Below are 24498 nucleotides of genomic sequence, written 5' to 3'. Positions count from 1 at the left end.
TGCTATCAGTTTCGGGGAGGTGTGATCATTATATGTGCCCTGTGCGTTCCTGGATCCATGATCCAAGCATGCCCAGGAGGCGTAGGCGTTGTGGGGAGACCGGTAGAAGCACCGGTAGCAAATGGGATGTAAAAAACATACCGAACAAATTGATTTTCAATTTCCTTTGTTTCTGGATTGACATCCCCCGTGAAAACACATAAAGTTGCTTTGTCTGGCATTTTCAACTTTCCAGCCTTAACTTCTTCTTCCCGTATATCGAATATTTCCTTCCCTGTTTTTCCTTGAGCCCTAAGTTCCCTGCCTCTAGCCATAAATGTATCTAAACTCTTATGGTAGGCGGCCGTGGAAAACTTTTGTTTTTTTGGGTCATGTGCTAGGGCAATGTAAACGTTACTCCCTTCCCTAAGGGTAACAAAGTTTCCGGATTCATCATAACCATATACTTTGGCACCCTCTTTAAAATCAGAAGGTACGGCCAATAAGGCGGTTTTGATTTGCCATTCCTTTGGAGGAATATCCTGTGCTTTAGTTACAATGACTATCCCTGTTAGCATCAGGGAAAGGATTACGATTTTTTTCATGATACTCTAATATTTAGCGCTCTTGTCGTTGGCAGCTGTTCTAGTAATAAAATTTCTTAGGTCATCATTGGCCTTCTTTAAATCTTCACGTCGCAGATACATCATATGACCTGAACGGTAGCCTTTGAATTCAAAACGATCTTTCATTCGCCCACTTGGGTCCACTTGCCACATGGTATATTTCGCATTGAAATATGTGGTTGCACCATCGTAATAACCAGATTGAACCAAAACGTTAAGGTACGGATTTTGGGCCATGGCCTGACGCAAATTTTCGCGTGTATTGTCATCTTCATTGTTCCATGGATGAACCGGTCCGAACATGTTGTATTTGATATCCGTTTTGAAATTCAATTCCTCTTGAAGATAATAGTTGATTGCCGGGGTAAAGCTGTGTAACCAAGAAGTTAATTCCGCTGAATAGTCTGGACTGTCGCCAAACAATTGGCGGTCTATTCCTAAATAGCGACTATCCAAACGTCCAACATTGTAGCCTCCGTTTTCCTTCAGCAAATTTTTCCAGAAAAATTGTGTGGGTACATCTAAATTATGATCTAGGATATCCTTTTCATTAAGTCCGGAATAAAAGGCCATTTTCTTCGCAACGGCATTTCGTTCCGCATCAGAAATGAACCCACCCTTGGCAATCGCCGGAATCAATGTGTTTACCGTATATTCTTCGGACTCTGGCAAAACATCCAATAGGTCTTTAGCTTGCAATTCGGCTGGTAAGGCCTTATGATGCCAAGCAGCTGCCGTGTAATAAGGTAAATTCAACGCACTTGAGACTGGACCACCCACTCGAAGCACTCTATAGTCTGCAGGGGATACCATGATTACTCCATTTAAGTACATCCATTGCTGATTTTGCAAGGCTAAGGATAATCCCATAACACGCGTGCCGCCATAACTTTCACCAATTATGTATTTTGGAGAGCGCCAGCGATTGTTCCTGGTCACAAAGGTATTTAACCATTCAGCCAAATATTCTACATCAGCGTTGATGCCGAAAAAATGATCACGGTTTACGTCTTCACCAGTCTCCGGAATTGTGCGGGAATAACCTGTATTAGCAGGGTTTACATACACAATATCCGTGACGTCCAAAACGGAGAACGGATTTGATTTCACACCATAAGGTTGAACTGGATACCCTTCATCATCTATTTTAAGCACACGTGGTCCGGTGTAGGCCAGGTGCATCCAAACCGATCCAGAACCAGGCCCACCATTGAAGGAAATCAATAGGGGACGTTCCGCACGATTGCGAACATTGTTTCGAGTATAATAGGTATAATGCAAAGCCGCTATTGGTTTTCCCATTTCATCCCAAACAGGTTGTGTGCCAGTAGTAGCCGTATAGTTGATACTAGTGCCATTAATAGTGACACTATGTTGGGTGGTAATTGTTGTATCTACTGGAATTTTTCTGTTTTGGGAATGCGCCAATGAAGTGCATAAAACAATGCATGCAAGAAGTAATTTGTGTTTCATTTGAAATTGAATTAGTCGAATTCTAAAAGTAGGGATTTTGGTAGGATATCAGGATGCCAAGGATTCAATTTTAACAGTTACGTTAATTTTTGGGAATCAGAAACTTTCCTTCCAGATAATGGCTAACTTTAAAACACATCAAAATCGGACATCATGAATATTAGTAGAAGAAAATTCAATTCCTCTTTGGCCTTGGGAGCAGGAGGGGCAACTTTGATGGGTGCCACTGCTTTTGCCTTATCAAAAAACAAAAAACGAAAAGAAGGAAAATTGGGCATTGCCTTAGTTGGACTTGGGGGGTACAGCACACATCAACTGGCTCCTGCTTTGGAAGAGACAGAACATTGTTATTTGGCAGGTATAGTGACCGGGACTCCGGAAAAGGAAAGGATATGGGCATCACGCTATAACATACCGGCCGAAAACATCTACAATTATCAAAATTTTGATACTATAGCTGAAAACCCTTCTATTGACGTTGTTTATGTGGTACTTCCCAATAGTATGCATGCGGATTTTTCGATTAGAGCAGCAAAGGCGGGTAAACATGTTATTTGTGAAAAACCGATGGCAATTTCCGTGGAAGAATGTGATGCCATCATCAAAGCTTGTAAGGATGCAGGCGTGAAACTGGGTATGGGCTATAGACTGCATTCTGAACCTTACACGAAGGAGGTTAAAAAATATGCCAAGGAAAAGACCTTTGGTCATATCCGTTATATAGCTGCAGATGCCGGTTACCATTCTGGTTCGTATCCCAACCAATGGCGATTGAATAAAGCCTTGTCTGGTGGAGGTGCTTTAATGAATATGGGGGTCTATGCCATACAGAGTATAATTTATGGAACTGGGGAAAACCCGATTTCGGTTGCTGCCCAGGAATACAGTACAAGGCCAACATATTTTAAACAGACTGATGAAACTATTACAGCTCAATTTGAATTTGAAAGCGGAACTGTTGGTAACATAATGACCTCTCATAACATTCGGGCCAACAGATTATTCGCCTCCTGCGAAAACGGATGGTTCGAACTGGATCCTGCAAGTACATATATTCCATTGGCAGGAAGAACATCCAGAGGAACTCTGAATTTCCCACAGGAAAGCCAACAAAAATTACAAATGGATGACTTCGCCAAACATGTATTATTTGACGCACCCAACATAGCTCCTGGAGAAATGGGTAGACGAGATATGGTAATTGTAGAAGCCATCTACGAATCCATAGCCCTTGGCGGACAGAAAATCCCTTTAAAATTTCCTAATGGTTATGGGCTTTAAATCAAGTGTGGATTTTAGTCAGTTAGATTTTAAAATGGTTTCAATTTGATTTAACTCCTCAGCGGTAAATTCCAAGTTAGCAAGAGCCGAAATATTGTCGAGCAATTGCTTTTGTTTACTCACACCTACTAACACCGTGGTGATTTTCTGATCACGTAAAACCCATGCCAGTGCCATTTGTGCCAAGCTTTGATTTCTATTGGATGCAATTTCATTTAAGGACTGTACTTTTTTCAGTATTTCTGGAGTAATCTGGTCAGATTTTAAATATCGTGCATCCTTCACCGCTCTTGAATCTGCTGGCATGCCATTGAGGTATTTGTTGGTTAAAATACCTTGTTCCAAGGGTGAAAAAGCAATGGAGCCAATTCCTTTTTGCCCTAACACATCCAACAGACCATCTTCAATCCAACGGTCAAACATGTTATAACGTGGTTGATGAATCAATAACGGCGTGCCCATTTGCTTCAATATATCGTAGGCCTTAGCGGTATCCTCAGCATTGTATTGCGAGATACCCACATATAGTGCTTTTCCTTGTTGTACAATATGATGTAAAGCACCCATGGTTTCTTCCAACGGCGTATCTGGGTCAGGTCGATGGTGGTAAAAAATGTCTACATAATCCAATCCCATCCGTTTAAGACTTTGATCCAGACTTGCGATCAAGTATTTTCTCGAACCATAGTTCCCGTAAGGTCCAGGCCACATATCCCATCCTGCTTTGCTGGAAATTACCAATTCATCTCGTAGATGTTTGAAGTCTTTCTGGAATATCCGACCAAAATTGTCCTCTGCAGCACCATAAGGTGGCCCATAATTATTGGCAAGGTCAAAGTGTGTGATTCCATGGTCAAATGCCGTTCGCAAAAGGTTTCTGGCGTTATTGAAATCATCGGTATGTCCAAAGTTATGCCATAACCCAAGCGATATAAGCGGAAGAAGTAATCCGCTATTACCACATCTTCGATATTTCATTTGATCGTAGCGCGAAGTACTCGGTAGATAGGATTTAATTCCAGAAGAGTCGTTGATTTGCATGATTGGGATTTATCAGTTGTTGGTTTAAATGTATCACTTTTGCCTATTTCAAAGTCGTGTTTTTTGACTTTAACTTATTTTTTTGTCTGCGCTTAACATTATCATTCCGGATTACAAATAATATAACGCAACGGGCTGGGGCTTATAAGTTATCCGTAATTAAACTATGGAAAGATGTTGTCTTTTTGCCAAATGATCTGACCATTGACTGGAAAATACATAAATCCCATTAAGACCTAAACTAATGGTAGAAAGGGTATTTAGAACTTTTCAAACACCCCTAATCCAAACAGTGCAAAATCATATTTAACTGGATCCAATGGATCCAGTTTTCTTAAGTTTTGGTCCAATTCAAGGAGTGCCTTGGCGTCGTTCTGTTTTCGGGTCAGTAATTTCAGTTTTCGGGCCACATTTCCAGAATGCACATCCAAAGGGCAGGACAATTGTGAAGGTTGTAACGAGTTCCATATTCCAAAATCAACTCCGGTACTATTATCACGTACCATCCAACGTAAAAACATATTGATACGTTTGGCTGCGGAACCTTTCAAAGGATCGGAAACATGTTTTGTAGTCCGAATTTCATGGGGTAATTCAAAAAACACTTTTTTAAACTCAGAAATAGAAGTTTGCAGCGAGTCCGAACTTTGATTTTTGGCAAACACTTTTTCAAGGCCACCATGTTTCAAATAGATATTTCGGAGACTTTTGATGAAATAGTGAAAATCCAATCCATTGAAAGTGCGATGCACAAAAGGTTCCAACTTCACCAACTCATCGTTGGAGTGATTCATCACGAAACTGTGCGGTTCATTATCTAATAGTGCCATCATTTTTGTGGCATTGTTGATAATACTCTTACGGTTACCCCAAGCGATGGTAGCCGTTAAAAAACCGCTTATTTCAATATCCTCTTTACGAGAATAACGATGTGGAATTTGCAGCGGATCTTCTTCAAGGAATCTAGGATGGTTATAGGATTCCACCTTGGTGTCCAAAAACTCCTTCAATTCATTGAAATTCATCTTATCGGGAAACTATTAAGCCATCGACCATGGTAAGTTTGCGGTCTGCCATATTCGCCAATTCCGAGTTATGCGTAACCAAAACAAAGGTTTGTCCAAACTCATCCCTAAGTTTGAAAAACAGTTGATGTAAGTTATCAGCACTTTCAGAATCCAAATTCCCACTCGGTTCGTCTGCTAATATAATTGCAGGATTATTGATTAAGGATCTTGCTACGGCAACACGCTGTTGTTCTCCTCCAGAGAGCGCATTAGGTTTATGATCCTGACGATGTGAGAGTCCGAGGAAAGCCAAAAGTTCCTTGGCGCGTTTTTCGGCTTCATCTTTGGGTGTCTTTTTGATGAAGGCTGGGATGCAGACGTTTTCCAACGCTGAGAATTCTGGTAAGAGTTGATGGAATTGAAATATAAACCCAATTTGCTCATTTCTAAATCGGGCTAATAATTTGTCGTTCAAATTGTTCACATCGGTGCCATTGATGATCAAGGAACTGTCCTGTTTGTTAGAGGGTTCGTCCAAAGTCCCCAAAATTTGAAGCAGAGTGGTTTTTCCCGCTCCTGAGGCCCCAACGACAGATACAACCTCTCCTTTTTCAATGGTAAGGTCCACTCCTTTTAGAACTTCGAGTTCACCAAAGGATTTTTTGATATTTGTGGCTTTGATCATGGATAAATTTCTTGGCAAGGTGAAAGTAACGAATAGTACTGAGGCGACAAAAATCGGATAATTAAATAAAGTTTTTTGCCTTAATTCCGACAATTATTGGAATATTGAATAGGAATGACCCGGGAACTGGGTTTTAATCGTTAATTTGGAATTTCACATGAGTAATCAAGAAGAAAGACAGTTGGAAACAGCAATTTTCGCAGGGGGTTGTTTTTGGTGTACGGAAGCCGTTTTTCAAAGGCTAAATGGAGTTGAAAAGGTAGAGTCCGGGTATACTGGGGGACACATAAAAAATCCAGCGTACCGTGAAATTTGCACGGGTCGCACAGGACATGCTGAAGGCATCCGTATACATTTTGATCCCGCACAAGTTTCATATACGGATTTATTGGAAATATTTTTTGCAACGCATGATCCCACAACATTGAATAGGCAAGGTAATGATGTGGGAACACAGTATAGAAGTGAAATTTTTTATACCAACGAAGAACAAAAGGCGCAGGCAGAAGAATTCATTGATTTGTTGGTTAAGGAGAATATATTTTCTTCACCTATTGTAACGGCAATTACCGAGGAGAAACCATTTTATGTGGCCGAGGAAGAGCATCAGAATTATTACAACGATCATACAAATCAACCGTATTGCCAATTTATCATCGATCCTAAAATCAAAAAACTCAAAACCTATTATTCAAAAAAACTAAATACCACAAAATAGCCCATGGCACCATATCAGAATTTGGAAGAGTACAATATAAGTATTACCAACGAAGTGAAAGATCGCTTTTCAAAAATCATTGATGAAATAGGGGAGGACGTACATCGTGATGGTTTAAAGAAAACGCCGGAACGTGCTGCTAAAGCAATGCTTTTTCTTACCCAGGGCTACCGACAGGATGCGGCACAGATTTTAAAAAGTGCCATGTTCAAAGAGGATTATGATGATATGGTAATTATAAAGGATATTGAGGTTTACTCCCTTTGTGAACATCACATGTTACCTTTTTTTGGTAAAGCACATGTTGCTTACATTCCAAATGGGCATATTGTTGGACTCAGTAAGATTCCGAGAATTGTAGATGTCTTTGCACGTCGTCTGCAGGTTCAAGAGCGATTGACCCATGATATTTTGGAATGCATGAATGATACATTGAAACCAAAAGGTGTTGCTGTGGTTATTGAAGCATCCCACATGTGTATGATGATGCGGGGTGTCCAAAAACAAAATTCGGTGACGACGACTTCAGGATTCCGTGGTCAATTTGAAAAAATTGAAACCAGAAATGAATTCTTGAAACTCATTAGTTCGGATTTATCCTAGATCGTTTCCGCTTTTCGATTGTAATTCCTATTTTTCGAACATGACGGAAGTAAAAGAAAATAAAATCCAATTGTTACTTATTGGTTTGTTACTGGATGGTATAGGAATGCTTTCCTTCGCCATACCCGGTATTGGCGAGTTTTCTGATGTAATCTGGGCACCAGTTGCTGGTTGGCTTATGACACGCATGTACAAAGGAAAGATTGGACAGGCTGCCGGTCTTGTCACCTTTGTAGAGGAATTGGTTCCTGGTTTGGATGTGATTCCGTCTTTCACGATCATGTGGTTCTATACGTATGTGATTGCCAAGCGCAAGAAATAACTTATTCCCTATCTCAAGGTTTCTTTAGTCTGATTGTAGAAAATCGCCTAGTATAGCATTGAATTCAAGAGGACTTTCCCAAAACATGGCATGACTCGAGATTGGTACGCATTTTATCTTAGGAGCGTGTTGTTTTAACCAATCATTGGAAGAATCAAGCACGTTTTCCCGAACCATATAAAGTGCAGGTAGCTTACTATTTATAGATTTAAGTGTGTTTTGATAATCACTCACCAACCCATCTATGTATAGACTTAAGGCCGCATATTTTGGTGTTTGGGAAATTTCATTAAGCATCCAAGTTTCTGTTTCTATATCCACTTCCTTTTTTAACATCCATTGGACAATCCCATTGGCATAACCCTCAGGATCTTCGATTAAATCATAGAGCCCCCCACGATAATCTTCAAAAGAGCCATATACCCATTCTGTTTTTGTATCCCCAACCCATTTAGGAGGTTCGTCAATAAAAACCAGTTTACTGAGATTGGACGTACCAAATTGTTTGACATATTCATAAATGGTAGCGCAACCGCTGGACCACCCCACTAAAATTAGCTCATCCAAATTCAATTTTTGGATTAGGACTGCTAAATCCTGTGCATGAACTTTGTAGGTATTGCCAATTTCCGTTTTTGTGGATTTTCCGTGACTTCTTGGATCATAAGTGATTACCTGATAATTTTCTTTAAAGAAATCTGTTTGTTTGTTAAAGAATTGGGAGGTCATTGTCCAGCCAGGGATAAAAAGTATAGGTTGTCCATTTCCTTGCACTTCCACATACAATTCTATATCTGTGTCGTTCAATTGAATCATTCTACCTTGAGAAATCAAAGCAATCGGCAATAGAAATACCACTAATATAAGGATGCGTCTTCTAGAAATCATTTACTACGGATTTAGGCAAGGATTCTTTGTATTGGATTTGCAAGTAATTGTGCCCAGAAGCTGCCCTACTAAAGCCTTCTGGTGTAATCTCCTCGTGGTCGGGACCAATAAGAGTTGCAACATCACCCACGTCTACAAGTTTCTCATTACCGATAGAAAGATTACAGTGACTGGCGTTAACATTCACCACCTTAAAAAGCTTATTATTCAAGAGAACTTTCGCTCCGTTTTCCGCTCCACTATAATAACCGTCAGCCCATCCAACTGGCAAGGTGGCGATCCATTCGTCCTTTTCTACCTTATAGAATCTAGAGAAACCAATGGTGTCTCCTTTTTTTAGTTTTTCGATTCGAATAACCGGTGCTTTGAGTCGATATGTGGGCTGAAGTGGCATTTTATCCTTGAAATCCATTCCTCCCAAAGGATATGAACCATGTACAAGAATTCCCGGTCGCACCGCATTAAAATGCGATTGCGGAAGTTCCATTAAAGATAGGGAAGGGGCCATATGTTGTCGATTGGGTTTGATTCCCTTTTCATTCAGTTTGGAAATCAAACCATTGAACCGTTCCATTTGTTCTTTCGCAAAATCAGTTGGCGTAGTTAATGTGGAAAACAAACCTTCAATTTTCACATTGGGTATTGAAGCTAAATCGGCAACCCAATCCAAATTGTTCTGATAGGGCATCCCCATGCGCCCTAAGCCAGTGTCAAAATAAAGTTCAACGCTTACTCGATGTTGCGTTTTTGATGCCAGTTCTTTTATTTTTCTACAGGATTCGTGGGAAAACGCACTAAGCGTGATATTGTTTGCCACCAATTCCGATCCAAGTCCCAAATCAAAATCTCCCATGAGCAAAATTGGTTTTTTTACACCATGTTTCCGCAATGCAAGACATCTGGTATCCTTTACCAATGCAATACCACTTAAAAAAGGACTTTCATCCAGTATTGTCGCCACCTGAATATCACCAATGCCATAGGCATTATTTTTCAATACAGCTAATACTGGCGTGTTGCCACTGAATTTATAGATGCTCTCTACGTTCGATAAATAGGCTTTTTTAGAGATTTCAAGCCAAGGATTTGATGCTTTATTTAGGATGGGCTTGATATCTTCGGCTTCATTCTCGAAGGCTTTAAAACTGGAAAGCCCAGCACCAATTATTCCAAACGTGGAATTCCTAAGGAAGTTTCTTCTTGATTTCATACTGTCGTTTTGTTGATGAATTTTTGTTTTTCAGTCTGATTAAAACTGTTTTAATAAAGTTACCTTACCGATGAATTGTCTGGTGCTTTGCACTGGATCGAATATGTCAGTTTGTGTATCATTGAATACCAGATAAACAAAAGACAAAGGCATATATTCCCAACTTAGCCTTACATTCCATCTTCCTTGTTCGTCAAAGCTATTGTATTGATAGAAAGTGGACAGTTGTAACCTGGGATTCAAGGCAAGCCTCAAATTTGCCGAATACAGGTCGGTTTTCAATTCAGATTCGGCACTGCCCACGCCTTTAAGATCATTATGTTCATACTGTAAGGACAATGCAGCGTGTGGTATAGGCGCAAATCTAGCTGCGGCATTGATGGTATTTCGTGTACCATTGTAAAAACTACCAAAATTGTAACCAATATCCCCAGACCATTTTTTCGAAAGGTCGGTGTTGTATTGTACTTGAAAACGGGTATAATAGTAATTGTCCTGTTCAATATCCAACCCTAATGGCGAGAAATCAAAATTGATGTTCTGCCAAGTTGGAGTAGTGGAGATTTCAAAAAAGCTGTTATCCTTAAACCACATGAATACGGGGAAAATGTAAAGACTGGCTTGCTGAAATTGCGTAGGATCTGTAGCATCATGTAAATAATTCACGAACATTCCTGGGTCCCATCTACGAATCCAATCCATTTTTTTTGGTCGGACAACGAAGTAACCACCGGGATTATGGCGTATAACGTTGGTCTGACGAACAAATCCCATTCTTGGATTATAGTTGGCATCGGTATATTCCGTAACCCATCCGTAGTAGTATTTGTTAGTGTCATTTCCAACGAAGAAACGACCCGCAAATCCTGTTTCACCGGTTTGCTCGTCAATAGAAGTAGATAATAGATATTGGATATCCCATTGACTTTTCGGCCTAATTTGCCCATCAACAGTAATAGTTGTGTTGTTGTTGCTTTCCAAATTCAACCCACTATGACTATCATCCATTCGATGCGTTACCATCACACCAATGTTATTCTCTCTCCCATAATTTTTCAAATACCTTATGACACCAAAATTGGCAGCTGCAGAACCATCGGTTTCACGTTGACGAACAAATAGCCCGGCCAATGCATTCTTTTCCGTTCGTTGCGTAAATCGAGCACCAACATCAATTGGTGCCGGTATGGCGTTGAAATTTCCCTGCAATCCAATACGTCTACTGAAAAAGGGGCGTATAGCTTGTTGTAAACCACCAGCCCAGATTCCAGAGTTTTCCAAGAAAAACTGTCTACGCTCTGGAAAAAAGATATTAAAACGTTCCAGGTTGTTTACCGCCCTGTCCACATCGGCTTGCGCAAAATCAGTATTAACCGTTAAATCCAGCACTGTTTTGGGATTGATGGCCCATTTGGCGTCAAACCCGATTTTTGGATCACTTTCCTTGGCTGTGAGAACGTCCCCTGCTTTGTTTTCATCATATTGATACAAGGTGTAGGGTTCTACCCTAACATTTGCAGAAGGAGGAGGTGCCTCAATACCTGTGAGTTTGGCAGCATAGGTCATTCTGTACGGCGTAAAAGATTGTGGTATCGCTGGAAACGTGGATACTTCAACTTCTCTTCTTGCATAGCGCACCATGGTCATGCCCAGGCTAATGGTGCTGCCTTCTGTTGGTAAATTATAGCGTAGTGATTTAAACGGAATGGCCATTTCCACGGTATACCCTTGATCTGTACGTTGGGTGCGTACGCGCCATAAAGTGTTCCACCCAGTGTCAAAATTATTCCCATTGAAATTCTGAAAATCACGCTGGTTCCCATAGGGTGTTGTTTGAAATCCTTGTGCGTATTGTTTAAGATTTTGAGGGTCCAGAGCAACACCAAAAATGTCATTTTCACCCCATTGGAAATCTCTTCTCAAATCTTGGATTCGAATTCCTTGGATACCTAATGAATCTTCACAAAAAGCAGCTACATAAAGATTCTTGTCATCGTAAAGAAATTTTACGTTGGTCTTATACCTGATTTTACCCCCTTGACGTGGTTCAATCCGGAAGAAATCATTAATGATTTGTATATCTTTCCAAGCGGACTCATCCAAATTACCATCAACTTGAATGGGAGAACTTGCTTTTGCAACCGCGATTTCCAGAGGCGTATCAGGTGGTGGAAAATTCTCTGAATTTTCTTCCTGACCTCGAACCAGTTGTATATTGACTAACAATATGGCAACTACGAACCATTGTAATTTCATACTATTGGATAATCAAATTGTTCTTTTGCTGTAATCCAAATCCTCTGAGATATCCAATACCTATTACAAGAATCCCCATGACCATTAAGATTACAATGGTTTTGGAAGTTCCTTTTGATTCCAATGGCTGATATTTAAATGCAGGTAAATTTTCATAATCAGCACTGGAAAACGGTTCATTATTGTATAAAAATGGTAAAAGATGCTCCCGCCAAACATTGGCAAAACCGGTTGCTTGTTTTCTGAAATTCTCGTAATCCTTCGTTGAAGTACCAGATAGTGCATTTAGTTCTTGTTGTACCATTATGGAAGGAGAAGCCCATTTTAGTTGTGAAATCCACGCCTGTTGTTTCTGAAGCTGATCTTCAAATTCCATAACCACAGGTCTTAATTCTTCTCTAACCAATTGTTGCGAAGCCATATATCTGTGGTAAAAACTTCTTCCTTGGTTGGGGTCGTTTATGGCATATTCTGGATGGTCCCGAAGGAAGTTGTCTAAAATTTCGTCCTGTTTTTCAGTCGCTTCCGCTTTAATGGTTCTAAGTTTATTGACCATCAATGTTCTTGAGGGCATTGGATATAAGGTGCTTCCCATTTGGTTCATAACCGAAGGAATCAACAGGACAAACAATAGCCAAAGCCCAATGAGTGAAATTGCATTTTTAGAAGAACTTCCCACCCAAAGGTTGATTGCAAATGAAAGCGCAAACCAAAATAAGGAATAGGCAATACATATACCCCAAATTGGAAGTAGTTCCATAAGATTCCCAGCGGTATTGGTCAGAAATAAGACTAGCACTAGAATCAACGTTAACAACAAGGTGACCCAAAATAAGCGTATGGCCATTTTTTGCAGAACCCAAGAATGAATGGAAATCGGTTGTGACGCCAATAAGCGAATTGTACCGCTTTCCTTTTCCGCTGAGAGCACGTTGTACGTGAATGCTATAATGATCAACGGTAACAAATAAATAATCACAAATGATGGATCAAAACTACCGAACAACTGCTGTACAGGGTTAATGATTTCCGTAAAGTTCAAGGCGGCATCATCTCCTGAAGTCGTTGGTTTAACATTATGTGAAAAAAGATCACTTTGTCCCGTGGCAATATATGCCAGTTGACCAGGGTCCATGGCGGCAACACGTGGATGATAATTCCCTACGGCCATCGGTCTTGATGGAATCGTCCATGGTGATGCCGAAACTGATAATCCATTTTCTACGGAATCCAATAACTTTAGCATTACCTGATCGCTTTCTTTGACTTCGTCAAATGCAGCTTGTATGTCAGCTTGTCTTTTCGCTACTTTTTCATGTCCGTTGGAAAAAGCAAACCAGAAAAGGGCAAATAATAATATAGTGAGCAATTGAATCCAACCGTTTCTAAATAGACTTTTGAATTCATATGCAAAATTGTACTTGTACATGACTATAGTTTTTTGGTTGTAAAGAAGAGCAAACTGAAAGAAATTAGCACCCAAGCACTGAGTATCATAAGATTGGAACCATTTCTTCCCACGGTTTCATTCAACTCAGGAGGATCATATTCAAAGGCAGGTAATTCTTTCCATTTGGAAGCATCTGCTCTATAAGACCATTCACCAAAAGAAGAGTTTTCAGCAAAATCCCCATTTAAAAATGCTTGTAACTCCACACGGTACTTTTCAGCAGAATCGGCAAAATCCCAATGTGTGGCGTAATCGGTATTGGCAATAGCCATACTCATAAAACGTGCCGGTAGAAAAGGTGATAAAACAGCCAAATTGCGGTATAGACCGGTTTGTTCTTCAAATTGTGTTTTGAGGTAATTGTAATGTTTGAAGTAGATTTCAGCAGTATGTTCCTCACCTTTTTGCATTCTGTACGCATCAAAGTTGAATGGCAATTGTTCCAAACTGTCCACACCATGTTCTTTTAAAACCTGTTGTTCTAATTCACGGGCTTGCTTATTCCATGGGTCGTGCCCATCTAGGCCATTTTGCTGATCTTTGGTGATATTGGCTACAAATTCTTGTCTTGTTGGATAAGGATGCGTTGATTCGGCAATATTGCTCGCCGCCTTGGGTACCACCAAGCATGCCATAATCCATATTGAAAGAGATATAACCAAAGAAATTCCTGATTTCTTAACCTTGGAGGATACCAAGAGAATTAAATTGATGAATACGATGTAATAGGCCATATAAACCAAGGACATCATGCCCAAGGAATCCCATTGGAATACACCAAAATCCTTCAAATTAGAAAGTACTAACCCTGTAATTACAAATAGAACCAGAACGGTTCCACCTATCGGTAAAAATATAGATAGCCATTTCCCTAGAATAAGCTTCCAAACAGGGGTGCCTTGACTTCGTAATAATAACAACGTTCCCATTTCTCGTTCTTTCGTAAAGGCATTATATCCTAGGAAAACGATAAGCAATGGAATGATGAAAAGCAATACAAAATCTGGAGTCAACTCACCGAAACGTGCCAGGCCGGTTTGATCGGTGGCCTTACTGAATTGCGCTTCATTTCTAGTGTGGGCCTCTAAAAAGATTGAAGTCCCTGTGAACTTATCCACACCATGATCAATCAAAGAAAGTGGGTACTTTGGTTTGAAGGCATATGTGCCATAATGGGCGGCAGAGTGGGGGTTTTTACTCCCTTGTCCTTCCCAGATATCACGTTCAGAGGTTTCTGCTTGATGGTGCTGTTCATTGGTTTGTTCGTACTGATTTTTACTTATCCATGTTGCAGCCAACAATAGCAGCAACACAATAATAAAACTGATTCTAACACGTCCATCACGCGTTAGTTCTTTGAGTTCTTTTAGAAATGTACCTCGTATCATACCGCCATTTCTTTAAAACCCATGGTTGACAAATAGGCATTTTCAAGATCAGATAAGGTTATTTCACTGGCCACGAACTCTTGTTTTAATTGCCCATTTTTCATAATTCCTATGTGCGTGGCAATTTCCTTGGCCCTGAATAGGTCGTGGGTTGCCATTAATATGGCCACCCCATTGGATCTCAATTTTTGAAGCAAAATTCCAAATTCATTACTGGCCTTTGGGTCCAGTCCAGAGGTAGGTTCATCTAGAAGTAGAACGCTGGCATTTTTGGCCAATGCCAATGCTATGCCTACTTTTTGACGCATTCCTTTGGAAAAGGTTGAAATTCTATTGTGAAAAGCATCGGCTTGTAATCCAGCCTCTTCAAGAAATGCTTCCAATTCTTGCCTTTTGAAACTTTTACCACCTATACCTGAAAAGTAGTCCAAATTCTCTACCGCCGTAAGGTTAGGGTAGAGCATAAGGTTCTCCGGGATATAGGCTAAATTCTTTTTTGATTTGTGGACATTTTCCGCAACAACAAGTCCATTTATAATGGCACTGCCCGAAGAAGGCTTTATAAAGCCCAAAAGAAGATTAATGGTTGTTGTTTTACCTGCTCCATTGGCTCCAAGAAGGCAATACAATTCGCCCGGTTTTATGGTAAGGTTTAACTTGTCCAATACTGTTGTTTCACCATATTTCATGGTGAGATTATCGGTTGATATCATGTGTTCGTTATTTGGTTTAGCGTGTACTAGTTCTGTCTCCAATACAGTTCAGCTGTGGAGTAAACATCTTACGGTCCCCTTGATGATTAGGTCCTATGGAAATTTATTTAAACTAGAATAGGAGGGCCTCTCTGTTGCGTAGTCGCAAAGCGGTTATTTATGAGACGTTGCTCGCTTGATTGATGAATTATAGCGTAATGGTCGGTAGGTAGATCTAGGTACTGGTCAATTTCAAATAGTGCTGTTGCCCCATTTAATTTGGCACAAACATCACATTGTGTGTCCATTTGAGAAACCAATGCTTGACCATCACTGATTTCATGTACACATTCATCTAAATGTGAATAGAGTATATGGTATGCACCAAAGAGCTGCTGTACAAAAAGTACAGCAACCATTAGCGCACTATATCCAATATTTTTAATCCTGCTATTCACTTGTTTAGAGTTGTCTGGACTCGTTGTTAATTAACGGTTAGGTTAAATGTCTGTGTGATATCTGTTTCGCCCCCAGCATCACCTAATGTGCCATCATTTGGCTTTTTCGGTTCATGACGCAAAGTTACTGCGATAGTCGCATTACCGGCATCACCTGTGGTCAAAGCAAACGTAATTCCAACAGGATTTCCATCTCCATCTTCGTCAGAATAAGTAACGCTTGCAATATTACCTGTTGTAACAAAGAAGAACTGATGCTCATCATCTTCTTCAGCAACTTCTTCAGTAATATCTTCCGCTGGAGTTTCTGTTTCGTTCAATAATACAATTGAACCATTGTAAGTTGTGCTAGCAGCCAAATCCCCCGATACGGTTACTTCAGGCGCGTTGGGCCCATCACCATCTAAATCTTGTGACTGCAGGGTGATTGTAGTTCCGCCACCATCGGGTATTAAGGTGACCGTCATGGTTGTTATGGTCTCTTCTTCGTTGATTTCTTCCGGAGCTTCATCATCACTTGAGCAAGATGCCAAAATACTTCCCGCAAGAACTGCCATTGATAAAAATTTGATTGTTTTCATGTAAATAAGGATTTAATAATTGAATTTTAGTTGTAATAAAATGTTTCGACCCAAATCATCGGCGAAAAAGCGTTGACGATTCAGGTATTCCCTGTAGTTGGTATCCAATAAATTATTGATTGCCAATGAGGTGGTCAGTGTTTTGTTTTTGCCTAATGGGAACTCCATTTGCGTGTGAAGTCCAAGTAGGTGATATGCGTCTGGTGCAGTATTTATTTCCAATAGCACATCCTGTTGTTGCTCTGGGGAAAAAACCGTGATGTTGTCTGGCACTTCATTTTGCCTGAAAACATATTGGCTTTCCAAAGAAACCTGGAAATTTTTCCATTCCGGAACGCTATAGTTGATGCTATTTCTTGTGTTTGCGGCTGGAATATTGATCAATGCTGAATTGGCATCAAGGTCTTTTCCCTTGACAATTGAAAACTGATGGTCTGTTTTCCATTTATCCGACCAATTCACATATGCCGAAACATCAGAACCGAACAAACGGGCATCCGTTTGCCGATATTCCCATACTGGAAAGGCTCCGCGAATGGTAAATTCAACACCAGTAGGTTCTAAAAGGATGAAATTTTGAATCCAATTTGCATAGGGTTCGAATGCAAACCCCCAATGATCAAAATCCTTTGAAAACGCCGCGGAAATTTTATGGGATGTTTCACTTTCGTTACGCAAATCGCCCAGTTCTATTCGAGCCGCTGAATGATGCAGTCCATCACTGAACAATTCAGATGGGTTGGGAGCACGCTGTGCGAGGGCATAATTGAATTTCAGTTGCGCTCCTGATTCAAATTGAAAGTTACCCCCAATAGTTGCCGAAATATTATGATAATTAAATACAGGATTCACTAATAAAGAGGTGCCCCTGTCCTCAACGATTAAATCTTGAAAATCTTCGTCGTAACCGCGTTCTTCCCAGCGGGAGGTTTGATAAAACTTTTGGGCATCAATTCGGTTAAAGTCATAGCGAAGTCCTGCTTCAAGTAACAACATGTCACTTAGTTGGTATTCACCTAAAGCAAATACGCCAAAATCAAATTTTTCATAGTCCGGAATCAATCTACGTACTCCTGTAGCCGGATTCGGGAAGTTTTCTTGGTAGCGACCCATTAAACCAACATGCAGTTGATAATCTTCCTTTGCGTCCCATTTAAAATCCGTGCTTAACGTATGTGTTGTAAGCTCTAAATCAATGGAAGCTGTACCATCCAGTTCACCGCGTCGTACATCAAACTCGAAGCGTCTGTTGTTTTGAAAGTCATATTGTAAATTCCATTTTCCCAAGCCTTCAAATCGCTTATAGTATTTGAATTTGGCCAAATGGTGCGTGACGTCTTGTCGAGGGTTTTGCAAATCGTAAGTAAATGGTCTGATTACTTCAGGTTGCCCATTGTTAATGCTTCGAATCAGATCATCGACATTTCCAATATGGGAAGCTCTAAGAATCGCTATTTCTGAAGTGAAATAAGAATAGCGAATGTCCCATCCTGATGTAAATTGATGACGTCCGCCCTGTATCGTTGCGCCTATTTCCTGAACTCCAGTGTTCGACAGAATATAGTCAGGTGCTTCATGGTCACCGAGACGTTTGAACGAGGCCTGTGCTTTTACAAACCATCCCTCGCCAAAGGATTTGGTCAATTCACTGGTTATGTTTCCGCCGCGTCCATTTGATACTCCATTTATCAGGGTTTTACCATAAATGGTATCGTTTTGAGGAATCCTGGCTTGTTCCATTACTATGGTTCCACCAATGGCATCACCTCCATATTGCAATGCCGCAGCACCTTTGACCACGGATATTGCTCCCGCACTGTTGATATCGATGTTTGGTGCATGCTCATCACCCCATTCCATATCCTGCATGCGAACCCCGTCATTTAATATCAGTACTCTACTTCCGTTTAATCCGTGAATTGAGGGTTTAACGATATTGGCTCCTGTGTTTATGGACGAAACACCAGAAAGTTCTTTTAAGGCATCACCTAGCGTACCGGCACTGTAAGTTTCAATTGTCTCCAATTTCAGCTGTTCCTCTAAAGCAGAATTCGTTTTATCCCGTACAGTCTGACCTACTACATTGACTTCTTCCAATTCCTCCAAATGGTGCTCAAGCGTTACATCAAAATTTTGATTCCCGGAGACTACAATATCTACTATAACAGTACTACACTCAGGGTGAGATACCTCTAATTGGTAAGAACCATTGCAGATTTTGGAAATACTGTAATCGCCTTTCGCATTGGTGTTTACTTCTATGTTGGGACCGATAAGCAAGAGCGTAGCATCTTTTAGAGGTGTTCTGCTATGGTAATCTGTAACGCGTCCGGTTAAAGTACTTTCACATGTTTGCCCAAAACCAGCTAGAGGCAATAGCGCAAACATTGAAATGAAAATCCATGTTTTCATTTTTAAATAAATTAAAATGTGTAATCGTGAGTTTTGGACTCTTTACTAGTCCATTTGGGACATCCGTGGTAACTTAGGCTGATGGAGGAGGCCTCGAAAAAAGAATGTAGGTGGATGTATCTATTGTTGCATCAGAATCAGTTAGAACCATTCGTTTAGAAATCGCCACATGTAATGGTTCGCAAACAACAATATTAGCTAAAACTTCAAAATCAGCGTTCTGGGCTTCCATTGCAATCTCACATTGGTCGCAATGTTCAATGGCATCCATTTCATCGTCTTGATGCGAATACACATGGAGCGCTGAAACCTTCACTAGCATTAGGCAAGTGAAGAGTAAGAACACTATGATTTTTCTGGTTTTATCCATGAAGTCACAAATCTAACCAATTAAAACTGTAGTTATATGTTAATGAAACCTTAAACTAAGGGATCAAGAAGCCCAATCCCATGCGTTTGAGCATTTTCTTCTCGAAGGACCAGAAAAACTGAAACTGACCAAAAAGCCAACCAATAAACACCAAAAAGATTTGATAAATAGGAAAGATCAATAAAATACGAGCAGACCAGTATATCCATCCATTGACAGATTCCTTTCCTAAACCAACAAAGTCGGTAAGTGGTCCCGCTAATTTACCTGCCAAACTACCGGTAATGGCAAATACGATAAAAATGGCAATCATTTCCCATCTTTGGTCAACAATCCATTTGTTCGAAAGCTTCTTAAAACACCATAAAAAGAACTTCAACATCAGGTAGTAAAGAACCCCAATGGTTACTAATGTATATGGCCACTCCCAAACCGTATTGTTAAAACCAATAAGATGTAAGGTTCGCCTGGATAGGGTATATGCTGTAAGAAGTAATAGAACAACACCTAGAATTGGAAACAAATAGTGCCAACTTTTGGTAATATCCCATCGATTTTTGATTCTTTCCATCGTAATTATTTCGATGGCAAAAATAGCATATTAAATCCTCGGAATAAAGGGGCCTAGCCGTTGATTGTATTTTCTTTGGAAGAAGATGAAGTAATTATACAATTTATAGTTCACCTCGTAGCCGTAATCAATGTTTGGGTCGTAATTGATTTGAAGCTCGTATAGATTGGGATTATATAGTCGAGGTTGTAGAACACGTTGGTTCCAATTCATTACCATTAGGCTATTCCTATTTTCTAAAAAACTCTGCGAATAATAACCTTCCGGTCTGGCAATACTTTGCAACCAGACATAAAACCCAGGTTCAATAATAATTATCTCATACTCGGTTTTTTCATCCGCTATTTCTACTTGTTGCTCGTCATCCGAGTTGAACACTACTTTTTCCTGCTCAGATATTTCCAATGATTCCTTTTGAGCACCACAGGAGAAAATGATTCCTGCAGTAATAAGTAGTAGTGCAATACGTTTCAAAATGTTCCTTTCCATAGCAATAAGGTACAAAAAATGCCATTTGGGATTCCAAATGGCATTGTTAAATAAAGTTAAGAAGATTTTATTTTCCGAATAAACCACCTAGTAGTCCACCAAGTCCACCTTTCTTTTGTCCGCCACTATTCAATACCATACCAGCCAAATCATCAATGACACTGCCGTCACCATCCGAATCCAAAAATGTTTCAATCAGCGATTGTTGTTTAGTAGCAGAGCTACCGCCGCCCATTAGGCCACCCAAAAGCCCGCCAAGGGCATCAGGACTGCCTACACTTTGTTGACGTGATTGCTTTCCTAAAAATCCAAGTAATATAGGCGCGGCAATTTTCAAAATTTGAGCTATAGAACCTGCATCAATGCCGGATTTACTGCTCAATGCATTTTCAACCTGAGGTTGCTTGGCGCCTAAAATGTGTCCTAGAATACCCGCTCCATCGTCCATGACGCTTTGATCAACACCTCCACCGAATAGTCCACCAAGGTCGTCCAAAATACTGCCATCATGTTTGGATGATAGCGCATTCATTAAACCTTCAGCGCCAGATTGCGTAGAAGCGTTTCTTTTCATTGCACCCATAAGTAAAGGCATGGCCATGCTGAGGACATCGGCTGTTTTGCCTTCGGATTGACCGGTTTGCCCAGCAACACCGCTTATTAATTGTTTGCCCATTGGGCTGTTCAGTAAATCTAATAATCCTGACATGTTAATAGTGTTTAGTTTAGACTTACAATGTACAAAAATGTAGATACGGGAATGAAAGATTAAAACAAAAAGTTCTTAACCGATCAATTCAATGATTTGCTGACCCAATTCCAAGCCAATTCTTCCCTGGGCCTCAATAGTAGCTGCTCCAATATGAGGTGTCAAGGAAATCTTTGGTTGCATCAGGACTCTAATTTCTGGCTTTGGTTCGGATTCATATACATCCAAACCAGCAAAAGACAACTGACCGGAATCCAATGCTTCAATCAATGCAACTTCATCCAAAACTCCACCGCGGGAAGCATTGACAACCCCGGCTCCTTTTTTCATCATCCCAAATTCCTTTTTCCCAAGAACATACCCATTCTGAGCTGGAACATGAACGGTGATGAAGTCTGATTGTGAGAGTAACTCATCCATGGCCCTCCCTTTAATTGGAAAAGTTAAGGATTGACCATCGAAAAATGATACATTGATCTCGGCTTCATTTATATGGTGATCATTGAAGATTACTTTCATCCCCAATCCCAAAGCTAACTTAGCTGTTGCCTGACCAATGCGTCCAAATCCAATAATGCCCAATGTTTTTCCCCGTAGTTCCAATCCATTGCCGTAGCTTTTCTTCAATTGTTTGAACTTGCTATCCCCATCCAATGGCATATTCCTGTTGGCATCATGAAGAAACCTAACGCCGCTGAACAAATGTGCAAAAACCAATTCAGCTACTGATGCTGAAGAAGCTGCAGGTGTATTGATAACATGAATGCCTTTTGATTTTGCGTGCGCAACATCAATATTATCCATTCCTACGCCACCGCGTCCAATAAGCTCTAAATCAGGACATTCGTCAATTACTATTTTGTCTACTTGTGTGGCACTTCTCACCAATAAAGCACTTATCTTATTTTCATTAATGAACTTTGTAAGTTGCTCTTGGGCAACTTTTGTAGTCAATACCTTAAAACCCGATTTCTCTAAAAGTTCGATTCCAGCTTGTGATAAGCCATCATTGGCCAATATTGTTTTCATAGATTTTCTACGCTTCTGATTTGCGATTAACCCTTCTTTTCCAATTCACTCATTATATCGACCAAAACCCCAACGCTTTCCAAAGACATGGCGTTGTACATGGAAGCACGATACCCCCCTACAGAACGATGTCCATTGATACCGCTAATACCTGCTTCTTTGCATTTTTCATCAAAAAGTTCCTTAAGGGTTTCATCCGTTATGTTAAAGGTTGCATTCATGTTGGAACGGTCTTCTTTAGCAGCAAAACCAGAAAAAACTGGGTTAAGCTCTATCTCTGAATAGATAAGATTGGCCTTACGTTCGTTGATTTCCTCAATTGCTTCTATCCCACCAAGTTCCTTCAACCATTGCATGGTAAGCATGGAAACGTATACCGGAAAAACTGGAGGTGTATTGAACATACTATCCTTAGCTGCATGCACAGCATAATCAAGCATGGATGGGATTTTACGGGATACTTTACCCAGAATGTCCTCCTTGACCACAACCAATGTTGTTCCCGCAGGACCCATATTTTTTTGGGCGCCAGCATAAATCAAATCAAATTTGGAGAAATCCATTTGGCGTGAAAATATATCGGAACTCATGTCACAAACCAACGGAACATCCGTAGTTGGAAACTCCTTGATTTGTGTACCAAAAATGGTGTTGTTGGAAGTAAGGTGCAAGTAATCCAAATCGGATGGAATATCATATCCTTTTGGAATATAATTGAAGTTTTGGTCTTGGGAAGAAGCGACTTCAACAATATCTCCAAACAAACGTGCTTCTTTGATGGCTTTTAAACTCCAAGTTCCAGTGTTGACATAGCCAGCCTTTTTTTCCAAAAGGTTATAAGCTGTCATCAAAAATTGAGAACTTGCTCCACCTTGTAAAAATAGAGCTTGATAACCTTTACCCTCCAATCCCAATAACTCAAGTGCTAGAGATCTAGCCTTCTCCATAATGGCAACAAATTCCTTGCTACGGTGTGATATTTCGATCAGCGAGAGTCCAATGCCATCCAATTCAATTACCGCTTCTGCAGCTTTTTGCATTACTTCTTGAGGTAAAATACATGGACCGGCGCTAAAATTGTGTTTTTTCATTTACGTGTATTTGAGGATAGGTTGACTAATAATTCGAATGCGGATACAATAAATTTAGCCGCAAAGGTCTAAAAAAATCTTGGATCTATGCGAAGAATCAAGAACTCAAAGTTGTAGTAAGAAATCCATAGTGTCCACTCCATCTGCATAATCCTTTAAGTTGGGTAATTGGGTTTGGCCAAATGGTACCTCATTAGGATCAAAATCTTTGGAAACTATACACTGGATTTCGTCTTGTTTTTCTGTAACATTCGATTTTAAAGCATCCAAATCTGAATAACGCTCAAAAAACAAGGAAGCTATTGGAGATGCAAAACTTTCATCTTCCTTGAGAATCAAAAAGCCATTATCCAGTATCTTAAACTCACTCATCAAGTAAACGGTCTTGTTGTAATCGTAGTTGTTGGCGTATTTATGTTGATTTACAATGTCCTTATGATCAAAAATCGCAGTAAAGAAAACGTCAAAATTATAGTCTTCCGGTACATATAGCTTAGATACATTGCGACATCCAAGGCCAAAATACCTAAAAATGTCATTGCCAAGTGAAAACAACTCCTCAGCCGTTTCCTTACCAGTTAAAACAGCGATTGCATTCCGGTTTTTTCTGATAATGTTCGGCTTCTTTCCGAAGTAATATTCAAAATATCGACTTGTATTATTGCTTCCCGTGGCGATAACGGCATCAAATCCTTCCATTTTCCCATCTACAAATTGGATTTGATTTTTTAAGGATGGTTCAAACTCAATCAATTTAGTGGTCAAGTAGGGTAGTAGTACTGTATCGTTGGACGATAGTTTGGCTTGGATTTTATGTCCGGCACATAGCGCGCAGATAAAGTCGTGGAATCCCACTAACGGAATATTTCCTGCCATAACAACACCAATATTCTTGGCATTGTCATTCTGACTTATGGCATAAGGCTCCAGCCAACTGTTGAGATTGTCCGCAGTTAATTGAGTGGCCCAATGCTTTAAACAGAAATGTAAATTATCCTGTGCAAACCATGAGTTTTGTTGTTCAGCTCGCAATAACTGTTCCTGAAGTTCCGGATTGCCGTTTTCACAAAAATCTTGGAGATAACCACCAAGTTTAACAAAAGCTTGCACTATTGCGTTATACGCCATCATTATATTTGTACACTAAATTGGTAGGGTTTATTTTTGCC

The 24498-nt window shown here is 40.1% G+C and carries 25 protein-coding genes; 4 read left to right on the top strand and 21 right to left on the bottom strand.

Annotated elements, in window-relative coordinates:
- Window positions 1–5: 5 nt before the first annotated feature.
- Together M3P19_RS05755 and M3P19_RS05750 are read right to left on the bottom strand one after the other, a co-directional pair.
- Window positions 6–584, bottom strand: a complete 579-nt coding sequence (locus M3P19_RS05755) for a hypothetical protein (RefSeq protein ID WP_249656680.1) — start codon at window positions 582–584, stop codon at window positions 6–8.
- Window positions 585–590: 6 nt separating this feature from the next.
- Window positions 591–2078, bottom strand: a complete 1488-nt coding sequence (locus M3P19_RS05750) for a S10 family peptidase (RefSeq protein ID WP_249656679.1) — start codon at window positions 2076–2078, stop codon at window positions 591–593.
- A gap of 153 nt (window positions 2079–2231) precedes the next feature.
- Here M3P19_RS05750 and M3P19_RS05745 point away from each other — a divergent pair, with 153 nt between their 5' ends.
- Window positions 2232–3359, top strand: a complete 1128-nt coding sequence (locus M3P19_RS05745) for a Gfo/Idh/MocA family protein (RefSeq protein ID WP_249656678.1) — start codon at window positions 2232–2234, stop codon at window positions 3357–3359.
- A gap of 18 nt (window positions 3360–3377) precedes the next feature.
- On the opposite strand, the gene mgrA is transcribed toward M3P19_RS05745, so the two are convergent.
- The 3 genes from mgrA to M3P19_RS05730 all read right to left on the bottom strand — a co-directional run bounded on the left by mgrA (window position 3378) and on the right by M3P19_RS05730 (window position 6092).
- Entirely contained in the window at window positions 3378–4400 is a 1023-nt protein-coding gene (gene mgrA / locus M3P19_RS05740) for an L-glyceraldehyde 3-phosphate reductase (protein ID WP_249656677.1), read from the bottom strand.
- Window positions 4401–4660: 260 nt separating this feature from the next.
- The gene (locus M3P19_RS05735) at window positions 4661–5425 is read right to left on the bottom strand and encodes a TIGR02757 family protein (protein ID WP_249656676.1); all 765 of its coding nucleotides are present in this window, start codon (window positions 5423–5425) and stop codon (window positions 4661–4663) included.
- 1 nt (window position 5426) lies between these two features.
- Window positions 5427–6092 carry an ABC transporter ATP-binding protein gene (locus tag M3P19_RS05730; protein WP_249656675.1) on the bottom strand — a complete coding sequence of 222 codons (666 nt, stop codon included), beginning with the start codon at window positions 6090–6092 and terminating at the stop codon, window positions 5427–5429.
- Window positions 6093–6249: 157 nt separating this feature from the next.
- Here M3P19_RS05730 and msrA point away from each other — a divergent pair, with 157 nt between their 5' ends.
- From msrA to M3P19_RS05715, 3 genes are read left to right on the top strand one after another with little or no spacing between them, the layout of a single operon-like run.
- Window positions 6250–6810 (top strand): peptide-methionine (S)-S-oxide reductase MsrA, encoded by a 561-nt coding sequence (gene msrA / locus M3P19_RS05725; protein WP_249656674.1) that lies wholly within the window; start codon window positions 6250–6252, stop codon window positions 6808–6810.
- 3 nt (window positions 6811–6813) lie between these two features.
- Window positions 6814–7413, top strand: coding sequence for a GTP cyclohydrolase I FolE (folE, locus tag M3P19_RS05720; RefSeq protein ID WP_249656673.1), 600 nt, complete (start codon window positions 6814–6816; stop codon window positions 7411–7413).
- Window positions 7414–7453: 40 nt separating this feature from the next.
- A complete protein-coding gene (locus tag M3P19_RS05715; protein WP_249656672.1) occupies window positions 7454–7735 on the top strand; it encodes a hypothetical protein in 282 nt (93 codons plus the stop codon).
- 24 nt (window positions 7736–7759) lie between these two features.
- Here M3P19_RS05715 and M3P19_RS05710 read toward each other — a convergent pair whose 3' ends face one another.
- The 16 genes from M3P19_RS05710 to M3P19_RS05635 form a co-directional block, all read right to left on the bottom strand.
- Window positions 7760–8623 (bottom strand): alpha/beta fold hydrolase, encoded by an 864-nt coding sequence (locus M3P19_RS05710; protein WP_249656671.1) that lies wholly within the window; start codon window positions 8621–8623, stop codon window positions 7760–7762.
- A complete protein-coding gene (gene alr, locus M3P19_RS05705) occupies window positions 8613–9833 on the bottom strand; it encodes an alanine racemase (RefSeq protein WP_249656670.1) in 1221 nt (406 codons plus the stop codon). Before alr ends, M3P19_RS05710 begins: the two co-directional genes overlap by 11 nt.
- Window positions 9834–9872: 39 nt before the next feature.
- Window positions 9873–12089, bottom strand: coding sequence for a DUF5916 domain-containing protein (locus tag M3P19_RS05700; RefSeq protein WP_249656669.1), 2217 nt, complete (start codon window positions 12087–12089; stop codon window positions 9873–9875).
- Window position 12090: 1 nt separating this feature from the next.
- Window positions 12091–13518, bottom strand: coding sequence for a DUF3526 domain-containing protein (locus M3P19_RS05695; protein ID WP_249656668.1), 1428 nt, complete (start codon window positions 13516–13518; stop codon window positions 12091–12093).
- A gap of 2 nt (window positions 13519–13520) precedes the next feature.
- Window positions 13521–14927 carry an ABC transporter permease gene (locus M3P19_RS05690; RefSeq protein ID WP_249656667.1) on the bottom strand — a complete coding sequence of 469 codons (1407 nt, stop codon included), beginning with the start codon at window positions 14925–14927 and terminating at the stop codon, window positions 13521–13523.
- Entirely contained in the window at window positions 14924–15640 is a 717-nt protein-coding gene (locus M3P19_RS05685) for an ABC transporter ATP-binding protein (protein ID WP_249656666.1), read from the bottom strand. Before M3P19_RS05685 ends, M3P19_RS05690 begins: the two co-directional genes overlap by 4 nt.
- A 107-nt stretch (window positions 15641–15747) precedes the next feature.
- Window positions 15748–16077 (bottom strand): hypothetical protein, encoded by a 330-nt coding sequence (locus M3P19_RS05680; RefSeq protein WP_249656665.1) that lies wholly within the window; start codon window positions 16075–16077, stop codon window positions 15748–15750.
- Between the two features lie 26 nt (window positions 16078–16103).
- On the bottom strand, window positions 16104–16658 hold the full coding sequence (locus M3P19_RS05675; protein ID WP_249656664.1) for a type 1 periplasmic binding fold superfamily protein: 555 nt from the start codon (window positions 16656–16658) through the stop codon (window positions 16104–16106).
- Between the two features lie 12 nt (window positions 16659–16670).
- Window positions 16671–19070 (bottom strand): TonB-dependent receptor, encoded by a 2400-nt coding sequence (locus tag M3P19_RS05670; protein ID WP_249656663.1) that lies wholly within the window; start codon window positions 19068–19070, stop codon window positions 16671–16673.
- 73 nt (window positions 19071–19143) lie between these two features.
- Window positions 19144–19440 carry a hypothetical protein gene (locus M3P19_RS05665; RefSeq protein ID WP_249656662.1) on the bottom strand — a complete coding sequence of 99 codons (297 nt, stop codon included), beginning with the start codon at window positions 19438–19440 and terminating at the stop codon, window positions 19144–19146.
- A gap of 55 nt (window positions 19441–19495) precedes the next feature.
- Window positions 19496–20011: a DUF6787 family protein gene (locus M3P19_RS05660; RefSeq protein WP_249656661.1), complete on the bottom strand. Its 516-nt coding sequence runs from the start codon at window positions 20009–20011 to the stop codon at window positions 19496–19498.
- Window positions 20012–20041: 30 nt separating this feature from the next.
- Entirely contained in the window at window positions 20042–20500 is a 459-nt protein-coding gene (locus tag M3P19_RS05655; protein ID WP_249656660.1) for a DUF6146 family protein, read from the bottom strand.
- A 67-nt stretch (window positions 20501–20567) separates the two neighbouring features.
- Entirely contained in the window at window positions 20568–21209 is a 642-nt protein-coding gene (locus tag M3P19_RS05650; protein ID WP_249656659.1) for a DUF937 domain-containing protein, read from the bottom strand.
- Between the two features lie 75 nt (window positions 21210–21284).
- On the bottom strand, window positions 21285–22238 hold the full coding sequence (locus M3P19_RS05645; RefSeq protein WP_249656658.1) for a D-2-hydroxyacid dehydrogenase: 954 nt from the start codon (window positions 22236–22238) through the stop codon (window positions 21285–21287).
- Window positions 22239–22264: 26 nt separating this feature from the next.
- Complete coding sequence (serC, locus tag M3P19_RS05640; RefSeq protein WP_249656657.1) at window positions 22265–23329, bottom strand: 3-phosphoserine/phosphohydroxythreonine transaminase; 1065 nt, start codon at window positions 23327–23329, stop codon at window positions 22265–22267.
- 105 nt (window positions 23330–23434) lie between these two features.
- The gene (locus tag M3P19_RS05635; RefSeq protein WP_417953466.1) at window positions 23435–24460 is read right to left on the bottom strand and encodes a uroporphyrinogen-III synthase; all 1026 of its coding nucleotides are present in this window, start codon (window positions 24458–24460) and stop codon (window positions 23435–23437) included.
- Window positions 24461–24498: the final 38 nt, after the last annotated feature.

Origin of the sequence: Flagellimonas spongiicola, from assembly GCF_023502425.1 — a bacterium.
GTDB classification, from domain to species: Bacteria; Bacteroidota; Bacteroidia; order Flavobacteriales; family Flavobacteriaceae; genus Flagellimonas; species Flagellimonas spongiicola.
This window is presented reverse-complemented; position numbering and strand designations above follow the sequence as displayed.

Bases quoted from the DNA above. Each gene is read 5' to 3' on its own strand.
- M3P19_RS05685 (WP_249656666.1), bottom strand. From the start codon at position 15,640: ATGATATCAACCGATAATCTCACCATGAAATATGGTGAAACAACAGTA.
- M3P19_RS05635 (WP_417953466.1), bottom strand. From the start codon at position 24,460: ATGATGGCGTATAACGCAATAGTGCAAGCTTTTGTTAAACTTGGTGGT.
- M3P19_RS05660 (WP_249656661.1), bottom strand. From the start codon at position 20,011: ATGGAAAGAATCAAAAATCGATGGGATATTACCAAAAGTTGGCACTAT.
- M3P19_RS05755 (WP_249656680.1), bottom strand. From the start codon at position 584: ATGAAAAAAATCGTAATCCTTTCCCTGATGCTAACAGGGATAGTCATT.
- M3P19_RS05730 (WP_249656675.1), bottom strand. From the start codon at position 6,092: ATGATCAAAGCCACAAATATCAAAAAATCCTTTGGTGAACTCGAAGTT.
- M3P19_RS05750 (WP_249656679.1), bottom strand. From the start codon at position 2,078: ATGAAACACAAATTACTTCTTGCATGCATTGTTTTATGCACTTCATTG.
- M3P19_RS05735 (WP_249656676.1), bottom strand. From the start codon at position 5,425: ATGAATTTCAATGAATTGAAGGAGTTTTTGGACACCAAGGTGGAATCC.
- M3P19_RS05690 (WP_249656667.1), bottom strand. From the start codon at position 14,927: ATGATACGAGGTACATTTCTAAAAGAACTCAAAGAACTAACGCGTGAT.
- serC (WP_249656657.1), bottom strand. From the start codon at position 23,329: ATGAAAAAACACAATTTTAGCGCCGGTCCATGTATTTTACCTCAAGAA.
- M3P19_RS05700 (WP_249656669.1), bottom strand. From the start codon at position 12,089: ATGAAATTACAATGGTTCGTAGTTGCCATATTGTTAGTCAATATACAA.
- M3P19_RS05715 (WP_249656672.1), top strand. From the start codon at position 7,454: ATGACGGAAGTAAAAGAAAATAAAATCCAATTGTTACTTATTGGTTTG.
- M3P19_RS05745 (WP_249656678.1), top strand. From the start codon at position 2,232: ATGAATATTAGTAGAAGAAAATTCAATTCCTCTTTGGCCTTGGGAGCA.
- M3P19_RS05655 (WP_249656660.1), bottom strand. From the start codon at position 20,500: ATGGAAAGGAACATTTTGAAACGTATTGCACTACTACTTATTACTGCA.
- M3P19_RS05665 (WP_249656662.1), bottom strand. From the start codon at position 19,440: ATGGATAAAACCAGAAAAATCATAGTGTTCTTACTCTTCACTTGCCTA.
- folE (WP_249656673.1), top strand. From the start codon at position 6,814: ATGGCACCATATCAGAATTTGGAAGAGTACAATATAAGTATTACCAAC.
- alr (WP_249656670.1), bottom strand. From the start codon at position 9,833: ATGAAATCAAGAAGAAACTTCCTTAGGAATTCCACGTTTGGAATAATT.
- M3P19_RS05675 (WP_249656664.1), bottom strand. From the start codon at position 16,658: ATGAAAACAATCAAATTTTTATCAATGGCAGTTCTTGCGGGAAGTATT.
- M3P19_RS05710 (WP_249656671.1), bottom strand. From the start codon at position 8,623: ATGATTTCTAGAAGACGCATCCTTATATTAGTGGTATTTCTATTGCCG.
- msrA (WP_249656674.1), top strand. From the start codon at position 6,250: ATGAGTAATCAAGAAGAAAGACAGTTGGAAACAGCAATTTTCGCAGGG.
- M3P19_RS05650 (WP_249656659.1), bottom strand. From the start codon at position 21,209: ATGTCAGGATTATTAGATTTACTGAACAGCCCAATGGGCAAACAATTA.
- M3P19_RS05670 (WP_249656663.1), bottom strand. From the start codon at position 19,070: ATGAAAACATGGATTTTCATTTCAATGTTTGCGCTATTGCCTCTAGCT.
- mgrA (WP_249656677.1), bottom strand. From the start codon at position 4,400: ATGCAAATCAACGACTCTTCTGGAATTAAATCCTATCTACCGAGTACT.
- M3P19_RS05645 (WP_249656658.1), bottom strand. From the start codon at position 22,238: ATGAAAACAATATTGGCCAATGATGGCTTATCACAAGCTGGAATCGAA.
- M3P19_RS05695 (WP_249656668.1), bottom strand. From the start codon at position 13,518: ATGTACAAGTACAATTTTGCATATGAATTCAAAAGTCTATTTAGAAAC.